The following is a 22,798-nucleotide window of genomic DNA, read 5'->3' as shown; positions in this document are numbered from 1 at the left end:
GTGTAGGGTCAAATGCTGACAAAGTCTGGACCACGCCGCAGAAAACATTTTCGACAATGCTCACAAAACGTCGCAAATAAAGGCAGTTACCAAAACGCAGCACATTCCGCACGGCAATAATATGGATTAATGGCCTGGCAGAGCGGCGGATGATTTGTTAATTATTTGTAGAAAAGAGAAACGGTTATCGCGAGGCTTCATGAAACCGATTACAAGCAGCAGGTCAGGTTCTGTCATAATCGCCTTATTCAGAAAAACGGCGTTTGTTGTGGAATATGTGACGGCGAGCACATCTTATGCTGCCAGCCATTAACCAGAACTTTTACCGCCTCTTTGCTTTTGAAAATGACTTCATATCGGAAATAGCGCTATTAAGGCAATGGCGGTATTAAGAATGCGGAAATGACTTACTCTTTATTCTGAATTTATCTTCTTTTTGCATTAACCGTATAGACACTTTTTTTGCGGGTCATATACTTGGAGCCTCTTATATCTGACCTCAACGGCAAACATGACAGTTCAAGATTATCTGTTAAAATTTCGTAAAGTAAGTTCTCCGGATACCCTGGAGAAACTCTTCGACCACCTCAACTACTCTCTTACCGATAACAAAGAGATTATTGACATGTATCGTGCTGCCGATCACCGCCGTGCCGAGCTGGCCTCAGGTGGTCGTCTGTTTGATCTTGGCTGTGTGCCGAAGTCCGTCTGGCGCTACGTGATATAACCCGTTTCTGGAACCGTGAAAGCGTCACGCGTTGGCCCACCGTGGTCAGTATTCCTGTCCGTAAGTGCGTTGCTGGTTGCTAAATGACGCAGCGCGCTGTTTATTTTTCCTCGTTTTTTACCCCTGACGCCACCTCCGCCAGTCAAAATATTAATCTGTTATTCAAGAAGTTAAGTAAACAAGATGCCCTGCCCATCGCTTAAAAAAAAAGCAAAAGTTTTCTCTTCAGTGCGATTACCCCGGCCTGCGGTTGTCGCAGAGCCTGGAATATCCGATAATAACGCGTTTTATTTTTCTCAGGCGTAATCATGACTGACTACCTGCTTCTTTTTATTGGCACAGTGCTGGTGAATAACTTCGTTCTGGTGAAGTTTCTCGGCCTCTGTCCCTTTATGGGCGTTTCCAAAAAACTGGAAACCGCGATTGGCATGGGACTCGCCACCACTTTCGTTATCACACTGGCCTCGATTTGCGCATGGCTGGTGAATCACCTGATCCTGCTGCCGCTGGATCTGGTCTATCTGCGCACCATGGCCTATATCCTGGTGATCGCCGTTGTGGTGCAGTTCACCGAAATGGTGGTGCGTAAAACCAGCCCGGACCTTTATCGTCTGTTAGGCATTTTCCTGCCGTTGATCACCACTAACTGTGCCGTGCTGGGCGTTCCGCTGCTGAGCGTGAATCTCAACCACACGTTTTTACAGGCCGCGCTGTATGGCTTTAGCGCTTCGCTTGGCTTCTCGCTGGTGATGGTGCTGTTCGCCGGTATCCGTGAGCGTCTGGTGCTGGCCGACGTGCCCGCCCCGTTTAAAGGGTCGTCGATTGCGCTGGTCACCGCGGGACTGATGGCGCTGGCATTTATGGGCTTTAGCGGATTGGTAAAATTCTGATGAGTGCGGTGTGGATTGCTGTAGCGGTATTAAGTGCGCTTGGCCTGCTGTTTGGCGGCCTGTTGGGCTATGCCTCGCGCCGGTTTAAGGTTGAAGAAGATCCGATTGTTGAACAAATCGACGCGATTTTGCCACAAAGCCAGTGTGGGCAGTGTGGCTACCCTGGCTGCCGCCCCTATGCGGATGCGGTCGGCAACAATAATGAGATGATCAATAAATGCGCGCCGGGCGGCGAGCAGACCATGCTGAAGCTGGCAGCGTTGCTGAACGTTGAGCCGCAGCCGCTGGGCGATGAAGAAGCACGCGAGCCGGAGCGCAAAGTTGCCTGGATCGATGAAGAAAACTGTATCGGCTGTACCAAATGCATTCAGGCTTGTCCGGTCGATGCCATCGTCGGCGCCACGCGCGCGATGCACACGGTGCTGAGCGATGTCTGTACCGGCTGCGACCTGTGCGTTGCTCCCTGCCCAACCGACTGCATTGAGATGCGTCCGGTAGCGACGACGACCGCTAACTGGAAGTGGGATCTGCAAAGCATCCCGGTCAAGGTCATTTCTGTGGAAAGCCATGCGTAATCTGTTTAAATTCCTTAAAAAAGAACCACTTTGGGATTTCGAAGGCGGTATCCATCCCCCTGAAATGAAAACCCAGTCTACCGGCACGCCGCTGCGTCAGCTGCCGCTGCCGGCGCGGTTTATTATTCCCATCAAGCAGCATATTGGTCACGAAGGTGAACTGCTGGTCAGCCCGGGCGATAAAGTCCTGCGCGGTCAGCCGCTGACCTTTGGCCGTGGCCGGATGCTGCCGGTGCATGCGCCCACCTCCGGTACCGTTGAGGCTATTGCGCCTCATATGACGGCACACCCTTCTGCGCTGGCGGAAATGTGCATCTTTATCACCCCGGATGGCGAGGATCGCTGGATCGAAAAAAGCCCGCTGGCCGACTATCGTCAGGCAGAGCGGTCGACTCTTGTCGAGATGATCCATCAGGCGGGCGTGGCCGGTCTTGGCGGTGCAGGCTTTCCGACCGCGACCAAGCTGAAAGGCGGCCTTCGCGGCGTGAAAACGCTGATTATCAATGCCGCTGAGTGTGAACCTTACATCACCGCCGATGACCGACTAATGCAGGACTGCGCCGCAGAAGTGATTGAAGGCAGCCGCATCCTGGCGTGGGTGCTGCAATCCGAGCGGGTGCTGATTGGCATTGAAGATAACAAGCCGGAAGCGATTGCCGCGCTGAAAAAAGCGCTGGGCGGCGCGCTGGATATGCAAATTCGCGTGATCCCCACTAAATATCCTTCCGGCGGCGCGAAGCAGCTCACTAAAATCCTCACCGGGCTGGAAGTGCCCCATGGCGGACGCTCAACCGATATAGGCGTGCTGATGCAAAACGTCGGCACAGCCTGGGCGGTTAAACGGGCCATTATCGATGGCGAGCCGCTGACCGAGCGCGTAGTAACCTTAACCGGTGAGTCAGTACAGCGGCCTGGCAACGTGTGGGGCCGAATTGGTACGCCAATCAGCCATCTGTTGCAGCAGGCTGATTTTACGCCGATTCCCGGCCAGATGGTGATCATGGGCGGCCCGCTGATGGGCTTTACGTTACCAACGCTCGACGTGCCGGTGGTGAAAATCACCAACTGTATTCTCGCCCCTTCCGCCAGTGAAATGGGCAACAACGACGACGAACAATCCTGTATTCGCTGTAGCGCCTGCGCCGATGCCTGCCCGGCGGCGCTGCTGCCGCAGCAGCTCTACTGGTATAGCCGTGGCGGCGATCACGACAAGGCTCGTGAGCACAATATCGCCGATTGCATTGAGTGTGGTGCCTGTGCTTACGTCTGCCCAAGCAATATCCCGCTGGTGCAGTATTACCGTCAGGAAAAAGCGGAAATTCGCGCTATCGATCTGGAAGCCGAACGGACGGCGCAAGCTAAAGCCCGTTTTGAAGCGCGTCAGGCTCGTCTTGAGCGCGAAAAACTGGCGCGTGAAGCCCGCCATCAGCAGGCTAAACGCACCGTCAGTAAGGATGATAAAGGCGAAATCGATGCGGCGCTGGAGCGCGTGAAGGCGAAACAGGCACAGGCGAAGCAGGAGAGCAATGACAACGTTGCGCTTGCGCAGCGGGATGCCCGTAAAGCGACTGCGCGTGCACATCAGGCGGAAACACAGTCTGAGACAGAACCGGCGACGCGTCAGGCTGGCGATCCGCGTAAAGCGGCTGTTGAAGCGGCTATCGCCCGCGCCAAAGCGAAGAAAAGCGCTCAGGCGGCCGGTAGTGATGTGGCCTCAGCGACCGACGTGGCTCCTCAGGCTGAAACAGCTCAGACCGACGCGCCGGTTGATCCGCGCAAAGCCGCCGTTGAGGCCGCTATCGCCCGTGCCAAAGCGAAGAAAGCCGCTCAGGCGGCGGCAGATGCTGAAGCGGCGCCGGCGGCAGCAAGCGCTGCAACAGCCGACGCGAGACCGGCTGAAGCACCAGCCGAAACCGACGCGCCGGTTGATAAACGCAAAGCCGCCGTTGAGGCCGCTATCGCCCGTGCCAAAGCAAAGAAAGCCGCTCAGGCGGCGGGAAATGCTGTGGCTGAAACGGCTCCGGTAGCAGCTCAGACCGACGCGCCGGTTGATAAACGCAAAGCCGCCGTCGAAGCCGCTATCGCCCGTGCCAAAGCGAAGAAAGCCGCTCAGGCGGCGGCAGATGCGGAAGCGGCTCCGGTAGCAGCAAGTGCTGCAACAGCCGACGCGACGCCGACAGCAGCAAACGCTGTAATAGCCGAAGCACCAGCCGAAACCGACGCGCCGGTTGATAAACGCAAAGCCGCCTTCGAGGCCGCTATCGCCCGTGCCAAAGCGAAGAAAGACGCTCAGGCGGCGGCAGATGCTGAAGCGGCGCCGGTAGCAGCAAGCGCTGCAACAGCTGAAGCGACGCCGACAGCAGCAAACGCTGTAATAGCTGAAGCACCAGCGGAAACCGACGCGCCGGTTGATAAACGCAAAGCCGCCGTCGAGGCCGCTATCGCCCGTGCCAAAGCAAAGAAAGCCGCTCAGGCGGCGGGAAATGCTGAAGCGGCGCCGGCGGCAGCAAGCGCTGCAACAGCCGACGCGACGCCGACTGAAGAAGATCATGAAGGATCGGCGGTTGTCGATCCCCGCAAAGCAGCAGTGGCGGCGGCCATCGCTCGCGTTAAAGCGCGCAAAGCGCAGCATTCTACGCAAGAGGATTAAATGGCTTTTCGCATCGCTAGTTCGCCCTACACTCATAACCGCCGCAGCACCGGCACTATTATGCTGCTGGTTCTGCTTGCCTGCCTGCCGGGCCTGGCGGCCCAATGGTACTTTTTCGGCTGGGGCACGCTGATCCAGGTCGTGATTGCCGCCGCCGCAGGTATTGGTGCCGAAGCCGCTATCCTTAAGCTGCGTAAACAGCCGTTAGCCAAGACGCTGGGCGATAACTCTGCCCTGCTGACGGCTTTGCTGCTGGGGATCAGCATCCCCCCGCTTGCCCCCTGGTGGGTTATCGTTATCGGTACCGTTTTTGCCGTGGTAATCTCCAAGCAGCTTTACGGCGGGCTGGGCCAGAACCCGTTCAACCCGGCGATGGTCGGCTATGTGGTGCTGCTGATCTCCTTCCCGGTACAGATGACCAGCTGGCTGCCGCCGGACGCGCTCCAGGCCGTGACGCCTGGCTTTGCTGATACGTTGAGCATGATTTTCCACGGCCTGACGCTGGACGGTCATACCATGCAGCAGCTGCAAATTGGCGTCGACGGCGTCAGTCAGGCTACGCCGCTGGATACTTTTAAAACCGGTCTTCGCGCGGGCCACAGCGCAGAGCAGCTGCTGGCCGAGCCGATTTACAGCGGCGTCATTGCCGGCCTCGGCTGGCAGTGGGTCAACATTGGCTACCTGGTCGGCGGCCTGTTCCTGCTGATGACTCGCAGCATCCGCTGGCATATTCCCGTCAGCATCCTGCTGTCGCTGGCGGTGTTCTCAACGCTGGGCTGGCTGCTCTCGCCTCAGGGCCTGGTCTCACCGGTGGTACACCTGTTCTCCGGCGCAACCATGCTTGGCGCGTTCTTTATCGCTACCGATCCGGTAACGGCCTCAACCACCAATAAAGGTCGTCTGCTGTATGGCGTACTGATTGGCCTGCTGGTCTGGCTAATTCGCAGCTATGGTGGTTATCCGGACGGCGTGGCCTTTGCCGTACTGCTGGCAAACATTACCGTGCCGCTGATTGATTACTATACTCAGCCGCGCGTTTACGGCCATCGTAAGGAGAAGTGATGCTGGATGCGATTCGTAAAAACGGCGTCACGCTGGCGCTGTTTGCTGCCGTGACCACCGGACTGACGGCGGTGATTAATGCCGTGACCAAACCGACCATTGAGCACCAGACCGTGGTGCAGCAAAAAATTCTGCTCGATCAGGTTGTGCCGCCGGAGCTGTACAATAACCACATTCAGCAGGAGTGTTATCTGGTCAGCAACCCGGCGCTCGGCAACGGCGGTCATCACCTCTATCTGGCACGTAAAGATGATAAACCGGTGGCCGTGGCGCTTGAGACAACCGCGCCGGACGGCTATTCTGGCGCAATTCAGATGATTGTCGGCGCAGATTTTAACGGTAAAGTGCTGGGTGTGCGCGTGGTTGAACACCATGAAACGCCAGGCCTCGGCGACAAAATAGAGCTGCGTATTTCCAACTGGATCAACAGCTTTAATGGCGTTCAGCTGCACGGTAAAGATGACCAGCACTTCGCTGTAAAAAAAGACGGCGGTGATTTCGATCAGTTTACCGGCGCAACGATTACACCACGCGCGGTCGTGAACGCGACAAAACGCGCTACGCTGTTTGTTGAAACGTTGCCGGGGCAACTCGCCTCGCTGCCAACCTGTGGAGACTCCAATGAGTGAAGCTAAAACCCTGCTGATCGGCGGGCTGTGGAAAAACAACTCGGCGCTGGTACAGCTGCTGGGCCTCTGCCCATTACTGGCGGTCACGTCCACCTCAACCAATGCGCTCGGGCTGGGACTGGCGACAACGCTGGTGCTGACCTGTACTAACAGCGCCATTTCCGCCTCGCGCCGCTGGGTGCCTGCCGATATCCGTATTCCGATCTATGTGATGATTATCGCTGCCGTGGTGAGCTGCGTGCAGATGCTGATTAACGCCTACGCTTACGGCCTGTATCAGTCGTTAGGGATTTTTATTCCGCTGATCGTGACTAACTGTATTGTGGTCGGTCGTGCTGAAGCGGTCGCTTCGCGCAGCAGCGTGCCGCTCTCGGCGCTGGACGGCATGGCAATTGGTTTAGGGGCAACCAGCGTGATGGTGGTGCTGGGATCGATCCGTGAAATTATCGGTAACGGCACCATTTTTAACGGTGCCGATCAGCTGCTCGGCCCGTGGGCGAAAGTACTGCGCGTGCAGGTCGTTCATTTCGATTCGCCGATGCTGCTGGCGATGCTGCCGCCGGGCGCGTTTATTGGTCTGGGCATGCTGCTGGCCGCCAAATACCTGATTGATAACAAGATGAAAGCGCGTGCAGCCCGTAAGGCGCAGCAGGCCGCCGTGCCGGAAGGGAAAGCGAGTGCCGCGTGAATAAGGACAAGCGTCAGCAAATTTTAAGTCGACTGCGGGATAACAACCCGCATCCCACCACGGAGCTGGTGTTCTCTACCCCGTTTGAACTGCTGATCGCCGTGCTGCTTTCCGCACAGGCCACGGACGTCAGCGTTAATAAAGCCACCGCAAAGCTTTATCCGGTAGCGAATACGCCCGCGGCCATTCTGGCGCTGGGCGTGGACGGCGTAAAAACGTACATCAAGACTATCGGTCTGTTTAACAGTAAAGCCGAGAACGTGATCAAAACCTGCCGCATTTTGCTGGAGCAGCACGGCGGCGAAGTGCCGGAAAACCGCGAAGCGCTGGAAGCCTTGCCTGGCGTCGGGCGAAAAACCGCTAACGTGGTGCTAAATACCGCCTTCGGCTGGCCGACGATTGCTGTTGATACGCATATTTTCCGCGTCTGTAACCGCACCAAATTTGCGCCCGGCAAAAACGTTGAACAGGTGGAAGAGAAGCTGATCAAAGTCGTTCCCAAAGAGTTTAAGGTCGACTGCCATCACTGGTTTATCCTGCATGGCCGCTACACCTGCATCGCCCGCAAGCCGCGCTGTGGCTCCTGTTTGATTGAAGATCTGTGCGAATATGGCGAGAAAACGGACTGATTTTCAACGGCAGACCGGCTCCCTGCTCAATTAAAATTATTAAATCAAAAAAGGTGGTCTGGGAGTCCTGTCGACGCCAGGCCAGCGCCAGTGCGGTTCCATCTACAGCAGGATAGTCCAGCCGCTGTGCATCATCCAATCAGACAGCCTCTACAACGTTTCCTGCCCGGCACTGTTCAAAACCCCCAGCCGTTCGCTTTTGCCTGTTGCTTAACCGCGAGTTGTCATCCTGCCCCCGGAAATAATGTCCGTATCCGGATCGCTATGAGGGCACTAAAAAACAGTGATACCCTTCAGGCTCGTGCGGTAAAAATGCCCCTGAGTGCCAGTATCTGTGACCCGACTGTTTACCGGACGCTTTTCCGAGTGTAAAAATAACCAACGGCATTTAATGAAAACTAGCAAGGAGCAGCTATGTACAACAATGAAGTTATCAGTTATTTGCAGGCCAATAACATTCTTGCATTAAAGTTTGAACATGCATTAAAGGGCGTTGAAAAAACAGTATCAAATCAGATTGAAATGATAGGTGCAGGTGTTACGCGTGCGCTGTATTACACATCCTGTTTTACGGATGAATATCAGGACGTCTGCCAACAGCAAAAGACCGAGGATATCAGATTTTCCAGAGCAATTTATCGGCTTATACAGCATGGAAACATCGTCTGTGACATGCTTGAAATATATTTCGAAGAAATATTTAAATATAAGACCTCCGATCAATTGGAAAATATCAAACAAATTCTCATGATGGTCAACATTCATATTGCCGCCAGTTCACTGACAAAAGCAGGTTTTGCTTTAGCAGCAGCATCATCTGTCGCCGTCGGCATGAATCTGAGTGTTGATATGAGTGCCTTAGTTGGAGCCAGGGCTACAAAATTCCTGGTAGGCGCAGGTCTATATGGCATCGTCCAGAAAGCAGCAGATAGCGCACACCGTCTTCACTTAACCTATCCTGCTTACTACTCTGCACTGTATGCGCAAGAATTGGAAATGATGTACTTTTTAGTTGAACCATTATTTGAACGTGCTGAGGCGTTTAAAGCTCAGTGGACATCTGATGAAGGTATCGCCGAAATTATCACCAGGATGATTCGGTAGATATGATGAATCTTATTTTAAGAATTTTTAGGCGAATATTTAGTTCATTAGTTTCTTATTATGGACCTGCTGTACTTACATTTTTGTTTTCAGTCGTCTTTTTCCAATTATTCCCTGATGGACCTGTCTGGCCTGTGCCTCTATTTTTCATAATTATGGTCTTTTGTTTTTGATGGATAAAAAACTGTATGACTAACACTAGTCTAACCCCACTGATAAGGAAATTACATGTCTACACCCGCACATTTATGGCTTGAAGATGAGAACGGTTCTCCGATTGTTGGCAGTTGTCTAATGCCACAGCGGCTGGGCTCTGTCGAGTTAAAATCATTCTCCCATGCTGTCACTATTCCGGTTGATCCGAGCTGGGGAAAACTGACTGGTACGCGCGTTCACCGCCCTGTCACGATAGTGAAGGAATTTGATCGGACAACACCACTCCTGTACCGCGCCGTCTGCGAAGGTCGAACCATGAAGAAGGCGACAATCAAGATGTACCGTATTCTGGAATCAGGCATCGAGGCCGAGTATTTCAATATCATTCTGGAAAACATCAAATTCACGACGGTTGCACCCTACCTGTCTCCTAACGGTATGAGTAGTACGCATCTTGAAACGCTCGAATTGCGCTATGAGGCGATCACCTGGAAGTATACGGAAGGAAATATTATCTATCGTGATTCATGGAACGATCGTTGTTGTGCCTGATAACAGTGGATCCAGAGGAGGCAAATGCCTCCTCCGACACTAAAAAATCACAGGCTGGAAAATACTATCTTTAACGAGAAGAAAAAATGCCCGGCTTAACCCGCGGCGCTTACGCTATAACAGCAGCGCCAGTTCCATTGCCGCACGCTGCAATCTCGGCAGGAACCTGTCATGTAAATCCGTTAACGAAACCTCCGCGGCATGCGTCCCGACATTCATCGCTGCGACCACCCCACCTTTGCGGGAATACATCGGCACCGCCAGCGAACGAAGCCCCAGTTCCAGCTGCTGGTCGTTAATGGCATAACCCTGCTGCTTCACTTTTTTCAGCTGCATCCGCAGCGCCTGCTCATCGGTCAGGGTGAAATCCGTCAGCGCGTCAAGTTTTACCCGCGCGAAGTAGCCAGCCAGTTCCTCTTCCGTCAGTTCAGCAAGCAGCACCATGCCCATTGAGGTTGCGTAAGCCGGTAAACGGCTGCCGCGATCCAGATCGATTTTCATAATGCGTTTTTTGGATGCCCGGGCGATATAAAGGATCGCATCGCCATCCAGCGTCGCGACCGAACAGGACTCATCAAGCTGCATGCTAAGATACTCAAGCGCGGTTTGCGCCTGCCGCGCCAGGTTTGAAGAGTGCAGCCACGCATGACCAATCGTCAGCACGCGCGGCAGCAGCTGATAATGCCGACTGTCGGATGACCAGACAAAGCCCAGGGCATTGAGGGTGTAAAGGCAACGTCGTACGACGGCACGATGTAACCCGGTATTTTCTGCCAGCTGCGGCACCGTCATCGATGCGTGTTCCGGTGTGAATGCCTGCAATACGGTTAGTCCGCGCGCCAGCGAGGTCATAAAGTTAGGATCGCCCTTATAGCGCGCGTTTGCCAGCTCGCTGATTTCCTGCACGTGCTGAAGTTCACTGTCATTATTGCTCTCTGCCATACTCCTGTCCCTCGCGGTCGCGTTTTATATCCTGAGTTAACAGTATTTTTTTATCTTTTCCTGCCCCCCTGCCTGCGAGTTAACAGTTTTGCAACAACCATCACAAATCCCACGGCAGAATCGGTTTTGCTTCGATAATCGCACGAAATACTGATATTCGCACTTGTTGCGGGTCATTTGTTGCCCTAATTTTTCATCAGGTCATGTTTAAAAGGACTCTCCCGTAATGATTAATAAAGTGCTTAGCTCAACGGATGAAGCCGTGGCGGATATCGCTGATGGTGCCGTACTGATGATTGGCGGCTTCGGCCCGGCCGGTCAGCCCGCTGAACTGCTGGATGCCTTAATCCGTCATCGTCCACGCAATCTGACCGTGATCAGCAACAATGCCGGAAACGGCGACTACGGCCTGGCTGCCCTGCTGGCCGCTGGCTGCGTGCGCAAAATCATCTGTTCCTTTCCGCGCCAGAGCGATTCATGGGTATTTGACCAGCTTTACCGCGAGAAAAAAATTGAGCTGGAGCTGGTGCCGCAGGGCAACCTGGTGGCACGGATCCAGGCGGGCGGCTCAGGGTTAGGCGCGGTGTATACCCCGACCGGCTACGGTACGCAACTGGCCGAAGGGAAAGAGGTCCGCGAATTCGAGGGCCGTCATTACGTGCTGGAGATGCCGCTAAAGGCCGACTTTGCGTTGATCAAAGCGCTCAGAGGCGATCGCTGGGGCAACCTGATCTTTAACCAAACTGGCCGCAACTTTGGCCCGATTATGGCCGCCGCGAGCAACTGCACGCTGGCTCAGGTAAGCGAAGTGGTTGCCCTGGGCGAGATCGATCCCGAAACCGTGGTGACGCCAGGTATTTTTGTGCAGCGTCTGGTAGAGATCCCCACGCAGGAAATCCGGCTGAGCGCCTGAGGAGAAACGATGAAAGGTTTACATCACCAGCAGCTTGCGCAACGTATTGCCCGTGATATTCCCGACGGTGCATACGTTAACTTAGGCATCGGCCTGCCCACGATGATCGCGGACTACCTGCCTGCGGAAAAAGAGATTTTCCTGCACAGTGAAAACGGTATTTTAGGTATGGGGCCCTCGCCCGCTGAAGATCCCGTCGATCCTGAACTGATTAATGCCGGAAAACAGCCGGTGACGCTGTTGCCCGGCGGCTGCTTTTTTCACCATGGTGATTCGTTTGCAATGATGCGTGGCGGCCACCTGGATATCTGCGTGCTGGGCGCTTACCAGGTCTCAGAACAGGGTGACCTGGCTAACTGGAGCACCGGCGAAGCGGATGCCATTCCGGCCGTGGGCGGCGCGATGGATCTGGCTATCGGGGCAAAAAAAGTCTGGGTTATGACCACCCATCTGACCAAAAAAGGTCAGTGCAAGCTGGTCGAAACCTGTCGCTATCCGCTAACGGGTATGCAGTGTATCGATCGCCTCTACACGGATATGGCGGTAATGGATATTACGCCCGCAGGCGTAGTGGTCATTGAGCTGCTGGGTGACATTACGGCGGATTATTTGCAGGAAATCACCCCGGTTGCCCTGCAATTTGCGCTGGCTGAGGAGGAAGTGACGCATGTCTGAGGCGTTTATTTGTCAATCAACCCGCACCCCATTTGGCCGTCTCAATGGCAGCCTGGCAACAATACGTGCCGACGATCTGGCCGCCCTTCCTCTTGCGCAGCTGCTTAAGCTTGCGCCGCAGCTGGACGCGGAAGCCATTGATGATGTGCTACTCGGCTGCGCCAATCAGGCCGGCGAGGATAACCGTAACGTGGCACGTATGGCGCTATTACTGGCGGGACTGCCGGTTAGCGTACCCGGCTGCACGCTGAATCGCCTGTGCGGATCGAGCCTGGACGCGGTGGCTGTGGCAGCGCGGGCGATTAAAAGCGGCGAGTGCGATCTGATGATTGCGGGCGGCGTCGAAAGCATGTCGCGCGCCCCCTACGTGATGGGCAAAGCCGGTTCGGCTTTCAGCCGCCAGCAGCAGATTGAAGATACCACTATGGGCTGGCGTTTCGTCAATCCCGAGATGAAAGCGCGTTACGGCGTGGAATCGATGCCGCAAACGGCAGAAAATCTGGCGCGTCAGTATCATATCAGCCGTGCCGATCAGGATGCTTTTGCGCTCAGAAGCCAGCAGCGCACCGCCGCCGCGCAGGAAAAGGGGTTTTATCAGCCGCAGCTTGTCGCCGTCACGCTCCCGGCGAAAAAAAACGAGCAGCCCGTATGCTTTCAGCAGGATGAATATCCCCGCGCCACCACGCTTGCGCAGTTAAGCCGCCTGAAGCCCGTTGTGGACAGCGATGGTAGCGTAACGGCAGGAAATGCATCAGGCTTAAATGACGGTGCCTGCGCCATGTTTGTTGCCAGTGAAGCGGCGGTGCGTCGCCACGCGTTACGGCCGTTCGCGCGTGTGGTGGCCAGCGCCACCAGCGGCATTGCCCCCAGCGTAATGGGCTTTGGCCCGGTCGGTGCCGTGGAACGCGTGCTGCATAAAAGCGGGCTGTCGCTGCAACAGATGGACGTCATCGAACTGAACGAAGCCTTTGCTGCCCAGGCGCTGAGCGTAACAAGGGCGCTGGGCTTACCGGACGATGCCGAATGGGTCAACCCTAACGGCGGCGCGATTGCGCTGGGACATCCACTTGGCGCATCTGGCGCGCGCCTGGTGATGAATGCCGTACACCAGCTGCAAAACAGTCAGGGTCGTTACGCGCTTTGCACGATGTGCATTGGCGTCGGCCAGGGCATCGCGATGATTGTGGAACGCGTCTAAGGAGCGAAATATGGACAGCGAATACCGACTGGATGGGCCAGAGGCGGCTCCCGTCCTGATACTGTCGAACTCTCTCGGCACCAGCTGGAAGATGTGGGATGCGCAGCTGCCCTGGTTTACGCAGGCGTTTCGCGTTCTGCGCTACAACACGCGTGGGCATGGCAACGCCTCCCCCGGTGACGGTAAAATAACGCTGGAGACGTTGAGCAATGATGTGATTGCTTTGCTTGATCGTTTGGAGATTGAACGCGCGCATTTCTGCGGTATTTCACTCGGCGGGCTGACCGGTTTATGGCTTAACCGATACGCACCCACGCGCTTTAACCGTTTTGTGATAGCCAACAGCGCCGCCAAAATTGGCACAGCAGAAGCGTGGCTGAGCCGGGCCGAAAGCGTGCGTCAGGCAGGCATGAAGACGGTGGCTGAAGGCTCGGCGCAGCGCTGGTTCACCGATGCGTTCATTGACGCTCATCCCGACGTTGTCGCTTCGCTGATTGCAGAAATGAAGCTGCTCTCGCCTGAAGGGTATGCCGCCTGCTGCGAGGTGCTGGCCGCAGCCGATTTGCGCACGGAAGTCGCAAACATGACGCGGCCGATGCTGCTGATCGCCGGTCAGGCCGATCCCGTTACCACCCTGAACGATGCGCGGTGGATTCAGGAACGTGCCCCGGCGGCAACCTGCTGTACCCTGCCCGCCTCTCATCTTTCTAACGTCGCCTGTGCGGCTGAATTCAGCCAACAGGTACTGACTTACCTGACTTCCGGAGCGATTCATGGCCTTAACGATTGAAGCCCTTTCCTGCTGGCTGGTGGATATTCCCACGGTTCGTCCGCACAAGCTGTCGATGGTAACCATGGGCTGCCAGACGCTGACCATTGTTAAAATGACCTGCGCAGGCGGTATTACCGGCTGGGGCGAGGCGACGACCATTGGCGGATTGAGCTACGGTCCTGAAAGCCCTGAGGCGATCAAATCCGCCATTGATGGCTATCTGTCGCCGCTGCTTTGCCAAAAAACCTTCAGCGGCGTCGAATCGCTGGCTGAAACCATGAATACCAGCGTGAAAGGCAACACCTTTGCCAAATCGGCGCTGGAAACTGCCTTTCTTGATGCGCTGGGCAAGGCGCACAAGCTGCCGGTCAGCAGCCTGCTCGGCGGCGCGCTGAGTGAACGGTTACCGGTGCTCTGGACGCTGGCGAGCGGCAGCACGGAAAGAGATATTGATGAGGGACATCGCCTGTTGGCGGAAGGTCGTCATCGCGCTTTCAAGCTGAAAATTGGCGCGCAGCCGCTGGAAACCGATGTGGCGCATGCGCTGGCGATCAAAGCCGCGTTGGGTGACGACGTTCCGGTACATGTTGATGTCAATCAGGCCTGGGATATGACCACCGCACTGAAAGCTATACCTCAGCTGCACGACGGCGGTATCAGCATGATCGAACAGCCGCTGGCGTTGCAGGAACGCCACAATCTTATTGCGCTCAGCCAGCGCATGCCGGTGACGATCCTGGCCGACGAAGCCGTCACCGACAGCCATGCTGCTTTTGCGCTGGCAAGCGGCGGCTTTACCGGCGCTTTCGCGCTGAAGATCGCCAAGGCTGGCGGCCCGGCGCAGGTGATTAAGCTGGCTCACGTGGCCCAGTCGGCAGGTATTTCGCTCTATGGCGGTACCATGCTGGAAGGCACGCTGGGTACGGTGGCTTCGCTGCATGCCTGGTCTACGCTACAAATGCGCAGCGGCACCGAGATGTTCGGTCCGCTGCTGTTAAAAGATGACATCGTAACGACACCGCTGGATTATCAGAACGGTCAGGTGAAATTGCCACAAGGCCCGGGCCTGGGCATTGAAATTGATGAAGACAAACTTCGGCACTACACCCGTAAACAGTGAGGAACAACATGCTATTTAAAGTAGAAATGACGGTAAATATTCCCGCGACGCTATCGCCAGATCGTGCCAGCGAATTAAAAGCGCAGGAGAAAGCCTATGCGCAGAAATTACAGCAGTCGGGGAAATGGCGTCATATCTGGCGCCTTGCCGGCCTGTATGAAAACGTCAGTATCTTTGACGTCGAAAATAACGACGAGCTACATGAAATCCTGACCGGTCTGCCTTTATATCCTTATATGACGATGAAAATTCAGCCTCTGTGTCGCCATCCTTCCTCAATAAGAGATGATGACCAGTAAATAATAATAGCTACCCTACAAAGAGGAAGACGCCATGTCTCAGACCCTGATTAACCCTCTAGAGCTGGAAAAGCTGCTGGCCATCAGCTGTGGCATTACGACAGACAGCGGCGATGACCGTTTTAAAGCAATCCTGACTCAGCTACTGGGCGACGTGTGCCGCACCATCGACAAATTTGATGTCACCGATGAAGAGTTCTGGCAGGCGGTGAACTATCTCAACGTTCTTGGGGAACGTAAGGAGGTGGCGCTGCTGGCGGCGGGGCTGGGACTGGAACACTTTCTTGATATGCGCGCGGATGCTAAAGCGGAGGCCGAAGGCACCGCCGGCGGCACGCCGCGCACTATTGAAGGACCGCTGTATGTCGCTAATGCGCCGCTGGCGGAAGGGTATACGCGTATGGATGACGGTACGGACGAAGGAGAACCCATGTGGCTTTATGGCCGGGTAACGGATCCGCAGGGCAACCCGGTAGCCGGTGCCGTTGTCGATATCTGGCATGCTAACACGCTGGGAAATTACTCTTTCTTTGACCGGTCGCAGAGCGAATATAACCTGCGCCGCCGCATTAAAACCGGCGCGGATGGCTGCTATGCGGTCAGAAGTATCCTGCCTTCCGGCTACGGCTGCCCGCCTGATGGCCCTACTCAGGCGTTGCTGAATCAGCTTGGCCGTCACGGTAATCGCCCGGCGCATATTCACTTTTTTGTCTCCGCGCCCGGCTGCAAGCATCTGACCACGCAGATCAATCTGAATGGCGATCTGTGGCTGTGGGACGATTTTGCCTTTGCCACGCGCGAAGAGCTGATTGCCGATCCGGTTAGCGTCACCGATAAGGCCCTGGCCCGAGAGCGGGATATGCCGTCGCCGCACACTGAGGTGAAGTTTGATTTCCAGCTGGTGCCGAGCAAAGAGAGCCGTGAACAGGAAAAAATTAAACGCGAACGCGTACTGGGGTGAGTTCGGTTTTTAACGCGCAATCGGGCAGCAGGGAAATGCCCGATTATTGAGATTTTTCAGAAAAGCTATCGAACATTTTATAGGTCTTTACATCAAAGAGCGAAACGGCTTCAACCTGATCCATAGGAATAACATGTCGGAAATGCTGTAAATTAAGCGGTTCAGAACGTGGCGTAATATTTTCACTGAGATAAAGCTCGTAGTAACGGTGTTGTTCGTAATATCGAAGCGTATCTTTATCACGGTAGCCACTAATATAAGGAATGATGGCCAGATGCTGTGTATGCGTATGTTCAATTCGCGGCGCTGCAACATAGCCAATGTAGACTTTTCTGGATTTTAGCGTAACGAAAATAAGTTTATCTTCATCGATCGCCTGAACTAATAGCGCTTCAATGCCATCCTGCGCAGCCACTTCGCGATAGGCAGCAAGGCGCTTCTTTTCATCTTCAATTTCTTTTTTGGCATTATTTCCCGCGAACCAGGCAAAAAGACCGGCGGTGCCTAAAGAAAAATAAAAAAAAACAGGATATGACATGATCTTGATTTCGGTTAGCCACGAAAAAAGATCAACGTGGATATCCGGCCATATCAATCCAAACAAATTTATAAGCAGCGTGATTAACAGCAGCAACAAAAAAAGAACTAAAACGAACCCAAATCCCAGAATGGCAAACCTGCAGCCGTGCATTGCTACGTAAAAATAAGAAGCCCAGCCGTTACTTCTGGCCTGCCGGATGCGGGACTGATAATGGTTTTCTGTATACCAGACCCCGCATACGAGGACGATCATAATGACCAGAGGACCCATTGCTTTTCCTTAGCGTTCCCGGGCAAGCTCTTCCATACGAGCGCGCATTGATTCGCGAACATGTTGATTATTCATGTTTAATGACGCATTACCATTAGCGTCCGTAAGAATTTTACTGCTGTCGGAATGTTGAATGTTTTGGCGAATAGATCCATGCATCAGCTTAGCGGGTGCAGCCAACATCCTGGCGAATCCACGGCGGAAAAAGTCGGTCATAAATCCTCCTGAGGGTCTCGTTATAAGCATGGCAGAAGAAAACAGTGTTGGTGCTCTGCCTGATTATAAGACAACGCCAAATAATAAGAATTACCTGACAGCCTGTCTATAGCATTTCGCGATTTGATGCAACAGCTGTCGGTTCAGCGATGATTTAACCGACGCGACAGGCGATCGCCGCAGAGTTGCAGCAGCGTAACTAATGCCACCAGCACCACGATCACCGTCACCATGACCTGGGTATCGAAACGCTGATAGCCGTAGCGGTAAGCCAGATCCCCGAGTCCGCCCGCGCCAATAGCGCCTGCCATTGCCGAGGCGTTGATCATTGTCACCAGCGTAATGGTAAAACCGCTGACGATGCCGGGCCGCGCTTCCGGCAGCAGCACGTGCCAGATAATGTGCCAGCGATGAAAACCCATCGCCTGCGCCGCCTCGATCAGCCCTTTGTCCACTTCGCGCAGGCTGACTTCGGCGATGCGGGCAAAGAAGGGCGTTGCCGCCAGCGTCAGCGGCACTACCGCCGCCCAGACGCCGTAGCTGGTGCCCACAATCAGACGGGTAAAGGGGATCAGTGCCACCATCAAAATCAGAAACGGTACCGAGCGGAACAGATTGACCAGCCAGCCGAGCAGGCGGTTTACCGTCGGTGCGGGAAAGAGATTTCCCCGGCCGGACGTCACAAGGATCACCGCCAGCGGCAGACCAGACAGCAGCGCGGCCAGCGAGGAACATCCCACCATCATCAGCGTATCCAGGAATCCCTGCCACAGTCGATCAAGCGCTAACATAACCTATTACCTCCACACGATCGGCGAGTCGCCCTGAAATATCTTTTGCCTGAAAACGCTGTCCGCTGGCCGCCGCCAGCAGTAACAACCGTCCAATTTGCCGCCCCTGCACCCATTCCAGCGCGCTCTGAACCAGCGTCAGCTCGCTGCCAGACACGCCAGCCAGTTTGGCCAGATCCGGCACCGCGCCCTGCCCGGTATAATGCAGACAGATTAGCGGGCGGGAAAAGGGCGAGGGCTGAGGCTGAAGCCGATCTGCCAGCGGTTCCGGCAGGCTGGCAGAATGCGGATTCAGCAACAGCCGGGTGGTCTCCTGCTGCGGGTCACCATACACCTGCCATACCGGGCCCTGTTCAATAATCCTTCCCTGTTCCAGTACCGCGACCTGGTGACACAAATCGTGGATCACATCCATCTCATGGGTGATCAGCACGATAGTGATGCCCTTCTGCCGGTTGATATCACGCAGCAGGGCGAGGATTGCCCGCGTGGTTTCCGGGTCAAGCGCCGAGGTCGCCTCATCGCACAATAGCAGCTGGGGATCGTGAACCAGCGCGCGGGCAATCCCCACGCGCTGCTTTTGACCGCCGGAAAGCTGGGCCGGATAAGCATGCTGCCAGGCTTCCAGCCCCACCAGCGCCAGCAGTTCATCGACCTTGCGCTGGCGTTGCGGCTTCGCGACACCCGCAACGCGCAGCGGTAATTCAACGTTCTCGCGTACCGTTTTTGCCGACAGCAAATTGAAGTGCTGGAAGATCATGCCGGTGCCGCGACGCCAGTTCACCAGCTCGGTGGCGGACAGGCTGCCGATATCAACACCCTCAATCACCACGCTGCCAGCAGAAGGATTTTCCAGCCGGTTAAGACAGCGGATTAACGATGATTTCCCGGCGCCGCTGCGTCCAATAATGCCGAAGATGTCGCCGTGGGGAATATGCAGGTTGATCTCCTGCAACGCATCGCTGTGCTGGCCCGGATAGCGTTTCACCAGGCCGCTTACGGCAATATGCACACGACTGCTCATCCGCACCGATTGTTCTGTTTCCGTGGCCTGCTCCGGCCAGGCAAAACTGACCATTACTGGCTCCAGCCAGGCTGATAAAGCTTGCCGTAAAATTTATCCAGGCTGGCGCGAACCACCGGGGAATGCTGATAGATGTCGACGAACTTTTTCAGTCTTGGATCGTCCTGATGCCCATCGCGAATGACAAACTGAATGACGTATTCAGGGTGTTCCAGCCCGTCAAACAGCAACGCGTTGTTTGGATCGATCACCCCCGACGCGCGCAGATAATGCGGATAGCCCTGCGCCAGATCGACCTCTTCCAGCGAGCGGGAAAGCTGTACCGCCTCCACTTCGAGGATCCTCAAATGCTTTGGATTTTCCACAATATCATCCAGGGTAGATTTCAGCCCGGCGCCTGGCTTGAGCCTGAGCAGCCCCGCTTTTTGCAACAGCAGCAGCCCGCGCCCGCCGTTAATCGGATCGTTGGCGATGGCTACCGTGCCGCCATCGGGGATCTGCGCCAGGCTACTGTGTTTCAGCGAATAAAGCCCGACGTTATTGATGATTGCGGGCGCGTATTTCACCAGGTGAAAGCCGCCCTGCTGGTTAGCGTTATCAAGGAACGGCTGATGCTGAAACAGATTCACGTCAATATCGCCGTTTTCAAGGCTGACGTTGGGCGCGGTCCAGTCGCTGAATTCGATCAGATCGACGGCAAGTCCCTGCTTTTTCGCCTCGGCTACGGCGGTTTCCAGCGGCGGCGCAAAGGCGGATGTGGTGCCGACTTTCAGCGGCCCGTCGTAGTTCGCCGCCAGCGTTGCCGTCGAAGTCAGGCCCAAAATCCCGGCCAGCAAAAGGTGTTTAAATGTCATCGTGGATCCCCAGAAGTGATGCGGTCGCGAGCCGCCGGATGACGATCCGGCAGCCTGTTATCGCCAAAAATTTTTTTTCTAAAGGTGCCGGGCTGATAGCCGGTTTTATAGCGCCCGCGCAGCTGAAGTTCCGGTACCACCAGATCGATAAAGTCGATATAGCTTTGCGGATTCACGATGCGCGTCAGGTTAAAACCGTCGATGCCGCCTTCATCAAGCCAGTTGATCAATGCCTCCGCCACCTGCGACGGATTGCCGACAATCAGCGCGTAGCGGCCGCCGAGCGCGTGCTGCTCTAGCAGCTGCCGCCGCGTCCAGCCTTCAAAGGCTTTGCTGACGGATTCGATGGCCCGCGTCGGGCCGCTGCGGATCGGTTCGTCCAGCCCGAACTGCGCCAGATCGATGCCGATGGAACTGGAAAAATGCGCCACGCCCGCCTCCGGGCTGGCATAGCGCAGATACTCACGGTATTTCTCCTGCGCTTCGCTTTCGGTCGGCGCAACGATCACCGAGATGCCCATAAAAATCTTCAGATCGTCAGGCTGGCGGCCCGCATCCTGTGCTGCCCGACGCAGCTTATCCGACTGAATTCGCATCGCCTGCGGCGTCCGCCCATTCACAAAGGTGCATTCCGCATGATTTGCCGCAAAACGCGTGCCGCGCCCGGAGCTTCCCGCCTGAAACAGCAGCGGCGTGCGCTGCGGCGAAGGCTGCGAGAGGTGATAGCCTTCCAGCTGATAAAATTCGCCCTGATGGCGTACCGGGTGAATTTTGCTGGCGTCGGCATAACGCCTGCGCGCTTTATCATTGATCACCGCATCCTCTTCCCAACTGCCTTCCCACAGGCGATAGCAGACCTCAAGAAACTCATCGGCCTGGTCATAGCGACGATCGTGGCTCACCAGCTCGGTTTGCCCCATCGCCCGGGCGGCGCTGTCGAGATAGCCGGTAACGATGTTCCAGCCCACGCGGCCTTTGGTCAGATGGTCAAGGGTAGATAAGCGTCGGGCGAACGGATAAGGCGCTTCGTAGCTGAGATTCGCCGTCAGGCCGAAGCCCAGATGCTGCGTCACGCTGGCCATTGCCGATACCAGCATCAGCGGATCGTTAACCGGTAGCTGAATAGATTCGCTGGCCGTCAACGCTATGCCCTGCTGATAAACGTCATAAACGCCGATGATATCGGCAATAAACAGACCGTCGAACAGGCCGCGTTCCAGCGTTTTCGCCAGATCCAGCCAGTAATCCAGATCGTTAAATTCGGTGGAGCGATCCTGCGGATGCGTCCACATGCCATGATGAATATGGCCAACGCAGTTCATGTTAAACGCGTTCAGTAACAGCTGTTTTGCCGGCTTCATATTGTCCCCCTGCGCGGTGGCAGCGTGCCGTTCAGTATGTAGTCGCCAATCAGTGGATATTTCCAGCGCACCGGATCGTGCAGCGTATGGGTACGCGCATTGCGCCAGTGGCGGTCAAAATTATGTTCCCGCAGCGCCGAGCGGGTGCCTGAAAGCTCAAACAGCAGGTTCGCCGCTTCCAGCGCGCACTCCGTTGTCCAGGCGCGCGCGGCGGCAACCTGTATGGAAGCATGCGCAACCCGTTGTGCATCAGGTTCGCGCTGCGCGGCATCCACGGCCTCGCCTGCATCTTCCAGTAAGGCTTCTCCTGCCTGCAAACGCGCCGCCATTTGTCCCACACGATCGATCAGCAGCGGATCGTCTGCGGCCCGCTCCACGCCCGCGTCGGGCCACGGGCGTGCTTTGGTACGAATAAAGTCGAGCATCTCACTGAAGGCCGCGCGGGCAATGCCCTGATCGATGGCGGCATGCATAATTTGCGCAAAAGGGCCGACCGCCGTGGGCCGCTCAAAGGCGCTCTGAAACGGCACGATATCCTGCGGATCGATAATCACGGCTTCAAAGGTGACGGTACCGCTGCCGGTGGTACGCTGACCAAAGCCCGACCAGTCGTCGGTTACGCTGACGCCAGCCTGTTCGCGCGGCACAAACACCAGCTGTTCTTTGCCGTCACCATCGCGTGCAGCGGTGGGAATGCGGTCGGCCCAGATCGCGCCGGTGGCATAGAACTTCTGCCCCTGTAGCAAAAAACCGTCGCCCTGCGGCAAAACCGACGTGCTGCGATGATGCGCGGCCGGGGTGCGGAATTCTGCCAGGGCGTTGCCCAAATGCACGCCATCCAGCACTTCCCGATACAAACGCCGCTGCTGGCTGGCCGAGCCGTTTACCCGCAGCACTTCCAGCGCGTAAAAGTGGTTCTGCGGGATTTGCCCGATGGCGGCATCGGCTTCGCTCAGGATCGCAATGATCTGCGCCACTACGACGCTGGAGACGGCCGCACCGCCAAAGGCGGCCGGCACGGTTATCGCCCCCAGCCCTGATGCAAACAGCGCCTGAAGCTGCGTATCAGGCAGCTGTCGCTCACGGTCGCGCAGGCTCGATTCAGGGCGAAACTGTGCAGCCAGCGCGTGCGCCACGCTGAGCGCCTGAGCCTCGCTGGTAATGACGGCGGCGGGCTGTTTTGGCTTAACCTGGCTCAT

Annotated in this window: 25 protein-coding genes; 17 read left to right on the top strand and 8 right to left on the bottom strand. The window is 55.8% G+C overall.

All coding sequences use genetic code 11. The features are described 5' to 3' along the window. Positions 1-511 precede the first annotated feature (511 nt). The 10 genes from ydgT to tssD all read left to right on the top strand — a co-directional run bounded on the left by ydgT (position 512) and on the right by tssD (position 9,662). Complete coding sequence (gene ydgT / locus AAGQ96_RS09425) at positions 512-727, top strand: transcription modulator YdgT (RefSeq protein WP_342755345.1); 216 nt, start codon at positions 512-514, stop codon at positions 725-727. A 308-nt stretch (positions 728-1,035) separates the two neighbouring features. Continuing rightward, the gene (gene rsxA / locus AAGQ96_RS09420) at positions 1,036-1,617 is read left to right on the top strand and encodes an electron transport complex subunit RsxA (protein WP_067710437.1); all 582 of its coding nucleotides are present in this window, start codon (positions 1,036-1,038) and stop codon (positions 1,615-1,617) included. Continuing rightward, positions 1,617-2,192 carry an electron transport complex subunit RsxB gene (gene rsxB, locus AAGQ96_RS09415; RefSeq protein WP_147197450.1) on the top strand — a complete coding sequence of 192 codons (576 nt, stop codon included), beginning with the start codon at positions 1,617-1,619 and terminating at the stop codon, positions 2,190-2,192. Before rsxA ends, rsxB begins: the two co-directional genes overlap by 1 nt. Beyond that, a complete protein-coding gene (gene rsxC / locus AAGQ96_RS09410) occupies positions 2,185-4,842 on the top strand; it encodes an electron transport complex subunit RsxC (RefSeq protein ID WP_342755343.1) in 2,658 nt (885 codons plus the stop codon). Before rsxB ends, rsxC begins: the two co-directional genes overlap by 8 nt. Then, on the top strand, positions 4,843-5,904 hold the full coding sequence (gene rsxD, locus AAGQ96_RS09405; protein ID WP_147197446.1) for an electron transport complex subunit RsxD: 1,062 nt from the start codon (positions 4,843-4,845) through the stop codon (positions 5,902-5,904). After that, entirely contained in the window at positions 5,904-6,533 is a 630-nt protein-coding gene (rsxG, locus tag AAGQ96_RS09400; protein ID WP_147197443.1) for an electron transport complex subunit RsxG, read from the top strand. The genes rsxD and rsxG overlap by 1 nt, the downstream gene beginning before the upstream one ends. Beyond that, positions 6,526-7,221: an electron transport complex subunit E gene (locus AAGQ96_RS09395; protein ID WP_147197441.1), complete on the top strand. Its 696-nt coding sequence runs from the start codon at positions 6,526-6,528 to the stop codon at positions 7,219-7,221. Before rsxG ends, AAGQ96_RS09395 begins: the two co-directional genes overlap by 8 nt. Next, positions 7,218-7,850: an endonuclease III gene (gene nth / locus AAGQ96_RS09390; RefSeq protein ID WP_147197439.1), complete on the top strand. Its 633-nt coding sequence runs from the start codon at positions 7,218-7,220 to the stop codon at positions 7,848-7,850. Before AAGQ96_RS09395 ends, nth begins: the two co-directional genes overlap by 4 nt. 414 nt (positions 7,851-8,264) lie before the next feature. Then, positions 8,265-8,954 carry a hypothetical protein gene (locus AAGQ96_RS09385; protein WP_342755342.1) on the top strand — a complete coding sequence of 230 codons (690 nt, stop codon included), beginning with the start codon at positions 8,265-8,267 and terminating at the stop codon, positions 8,952-8,954. 228 nt (positions 8,955-9,182) lie between these two features. Beyond that, on the top strand, positions 9,183-9,662 hold the full coding sequence (gene tssD / locus AAGQ96_RS09380; RefSeq protein ID WP_147197435.1) for a type VI secretion system tube protein TssD: 480 nt from the start codon (positions 9,183-9,185) through the stop codon (positions 9,660-9,662). Between the two features lie 114 nt (positions 9,663-9,776). Here tssD and AAGQ96_RS09375 read toward each other — a convergent pair whose 3' ends face one another. Next, positions 9,777-10,604 carry an IclR family transcriptional regulator C-terminal domain-containing protein gene (locus AAGQ96_RS09375; protein ID WP_342755341.1) on the bottom strand — a complete coding sequence of 276 codons (828 nt, stop codon included), beginning with the start codon at positions 10,602-10,604 and terminating at the stop codon, positions 9,777-9,779. A 226-nt stretch (positions 10,605-10,830) separates the two neighbouring features. On the opposite strand from AAGQ96_RS09375, the gene AAGQ96_RS09370 reads away from it, so the two are divergent. The 7 genes from AAGQ96_RS09370 to catA are packed head-to-tail and all read left to right on the top strand — an operon-like array spanning position 10,831 to position 16,542. Continuing rightward, positions 10,831-11,517 carry a 3-oxoacid CoA-transferase subunit A gene (locus AAGQ96_RS09370; RefSeq protein WP_147197431.1) on the top strand — a complete coding sequence of 229 codons (687 nt, stop codon included), beginning with the start codon at positions 10,831-10,833 and terminating at the stop codon, positions 11,515-11,517. Positions 11,518-11,526: 9 nt separating this feature from the next. After that, positions 11,527-12,192, top strand: a complete 666-nt coding sequence (locus AAGQ96_RS09365; protein ID WP_342755340.1) for a 3-oxoacid CoA-transferase subunit B — start codon at positions 11,527-11,529, stop codon at positions 12,190-12,192. Then, positions 12,185-13,390, top strand: coding sequence for a 3-oxoadipyl-CoA thiolase (gene pcaF, locus AAGQ96_RS09360; protein ID WP_342755339.1), 1,206 nt, complete (start codon positions 12,185-12,187; stop codon positions 13,388-13,390). The genes AAGQ96_RS09365 and pcaF overlap by 8 nt, the downstream gene beginning before the upstream one ends. Positions 13,391-13,400: 10 nt before the next feature. Then, a complete protein-coding gene (gene pcaD / locus AAGQ96_RS09355; protein ID WP_342755338.1) occupies positions 13,401-14,180 on the top strand; it encodes a 3-oxoadipate enol-lactonase in 780 nt (259 codons plus the stop codon). Continuing rightward, positions 14,164-15,282, top strand: a complete 1,119-nt coding sequence (locus AAGQ96_RS09350) for a muconate cycloisomerase family protein (protein WP_342755337.1) — start codon at positions 14,164-14,166, stop codon at positions 15,280-15,282. The genes pcaD and AAGQ96_RS09350 overlap by 17 nt, the downstream gene beginning before the upstream one ends. 8 nt (positions 15,283-15,290) lie before the next feature. Beyond that, on the top strand, positions 15,291-15,581 hold the full coding sequence (gene catC, locus AAGQ96_RS09345; protein ID WP_147197421.1) for a muconolactone Delta-isomerase: 291 nt from the start codon (positions 15,291-15,293) through the stop codon (positions 15,579-15,581). Positions 15,582-15,615: 34 nt separating this feature from the next. Further along, entirely contained in the window at positions 15,616-16,542 is a 927-nt protein-coding gene (gene catA / locus AAGQ96_RS09340) for a catechol 1,2-dioxygenase (RefSeq protein WP_342755336.1), read from the top strand. Positions 16,543-16,585: 43 nt separating this feature from the next. Here the strand turns inward: catA and AAGQ96_RS09335 are convergent, their stop codons facing one another. From AAGQ96_RS09335 to AAGQ96_RS09305, 7 genes are all read right to left on the bottom strand, one after another. Beyond that, the gene (locus AAGQ96_RS09335) at positions 16,586-17,353 is read right to left on the bottom strand and encodes a hypothetical protein (protein WP_342755335.1); all 768 of its coding nucleotides are present in this window, start codon (positions 17,351-17,353) and stop codon (positions 16,586-16,588) included. 9 nt (positions 17,354-17,362) lie between these two features. Continuing rightward, positions 17,363-17,569: a hypothetical protein gene (locus tag AAGQ96_RS09330; protein ID WP_147197415.1), complete on the bottom strand. Its 207-nt coding sequence runs from the start codon at positions 17,567-17,569 to the stop codon at positions 17,363-17,365. 143 nt (positions 17,570-17,712) lie between these two features. Then, positions 17,713-18,360, bottom strand: a complete 648-nt coding sequence (locus AAGQ96_RS09325) for a methionine ABC transporter permease (RefSeq protein ID WP_147197413.1) — start codon at positions 18,358-18,360, stop codon at positions 17,713-17,715. Then, on the bottom strand, positions 18,347-19,384 hold the full coding sequence (locus AAGQ96_RS09320; RefSeq protein WP_342755541.1) for an ATP-binding cassette domain-containing protein: 1,038 nt from the start codon (positions 19,382-19,384) through the stop codon (positions 18,347-18,349). The genes AAGQ96_RS09325 and AAGQ96_RS09320 overlap by 14 nt, the downstream gene beginning before the upstream one ends. A gap of 53 nt (positions 19,385-19,437) precedes the next feature. Continuing rightward, positions 19,438-20,238, bottom strand: a complete 801-nt coding sequence (locus AAGQ96_RS09315; protein WP_147197409.1) for a MetQ/NlpA family ABC transporter substrate-binding protein — start codon at positions 20,236-20,238, stop codon at positions 19,438-19,440. Continuing rightward, positions 20,235-21,599: an LLM class flavin-dependent oxidoreductase gene (locus AAGQ96_RS09310; RefSeq protein ID WP_342755334.1), complete on the bottom strand. Its 1,365-nt coding sequence runs from the start codon at positions 21,597-21,599 to the stop codon at positions 20,235-20,237. The genes AAGQ96_RS09315 and AAGQ96_RS09310 overlap by 4 nt, the downstream gene beginning before the upstream one ends. Further along, the gene (locus AAGQ96_RS09305) at positions 21,596-22,798 is read right to left on the bottom strand and encodes an SfnB family sulfur acquisition oxidoreductase (protein ID WP_342755333.1); all 1,203 of its coding nucleotides are present in this window, start codon (positions 22,796-22,798) and stop codon (positions 21,596-21,598) included. The genes AAGQ96_RS09310 and AAGQ96_RS09305 overlap by 4 nt, the downstream gene beginning before the upstream one ends.

This window comes from Pantoea sp. MBD-2R (assembly GCF_039134845.1).
In the GTDB taxonomy this organism is placed as follows: domain Bacteria; phylum Pseudomonadota; class Gammaproteobacteria; order Enterobacterales; family Enterobacteriaceae; genus Erwinia.
This window is presented reverse-complemented; position numbering and strand designations above follow the sequence as displayed.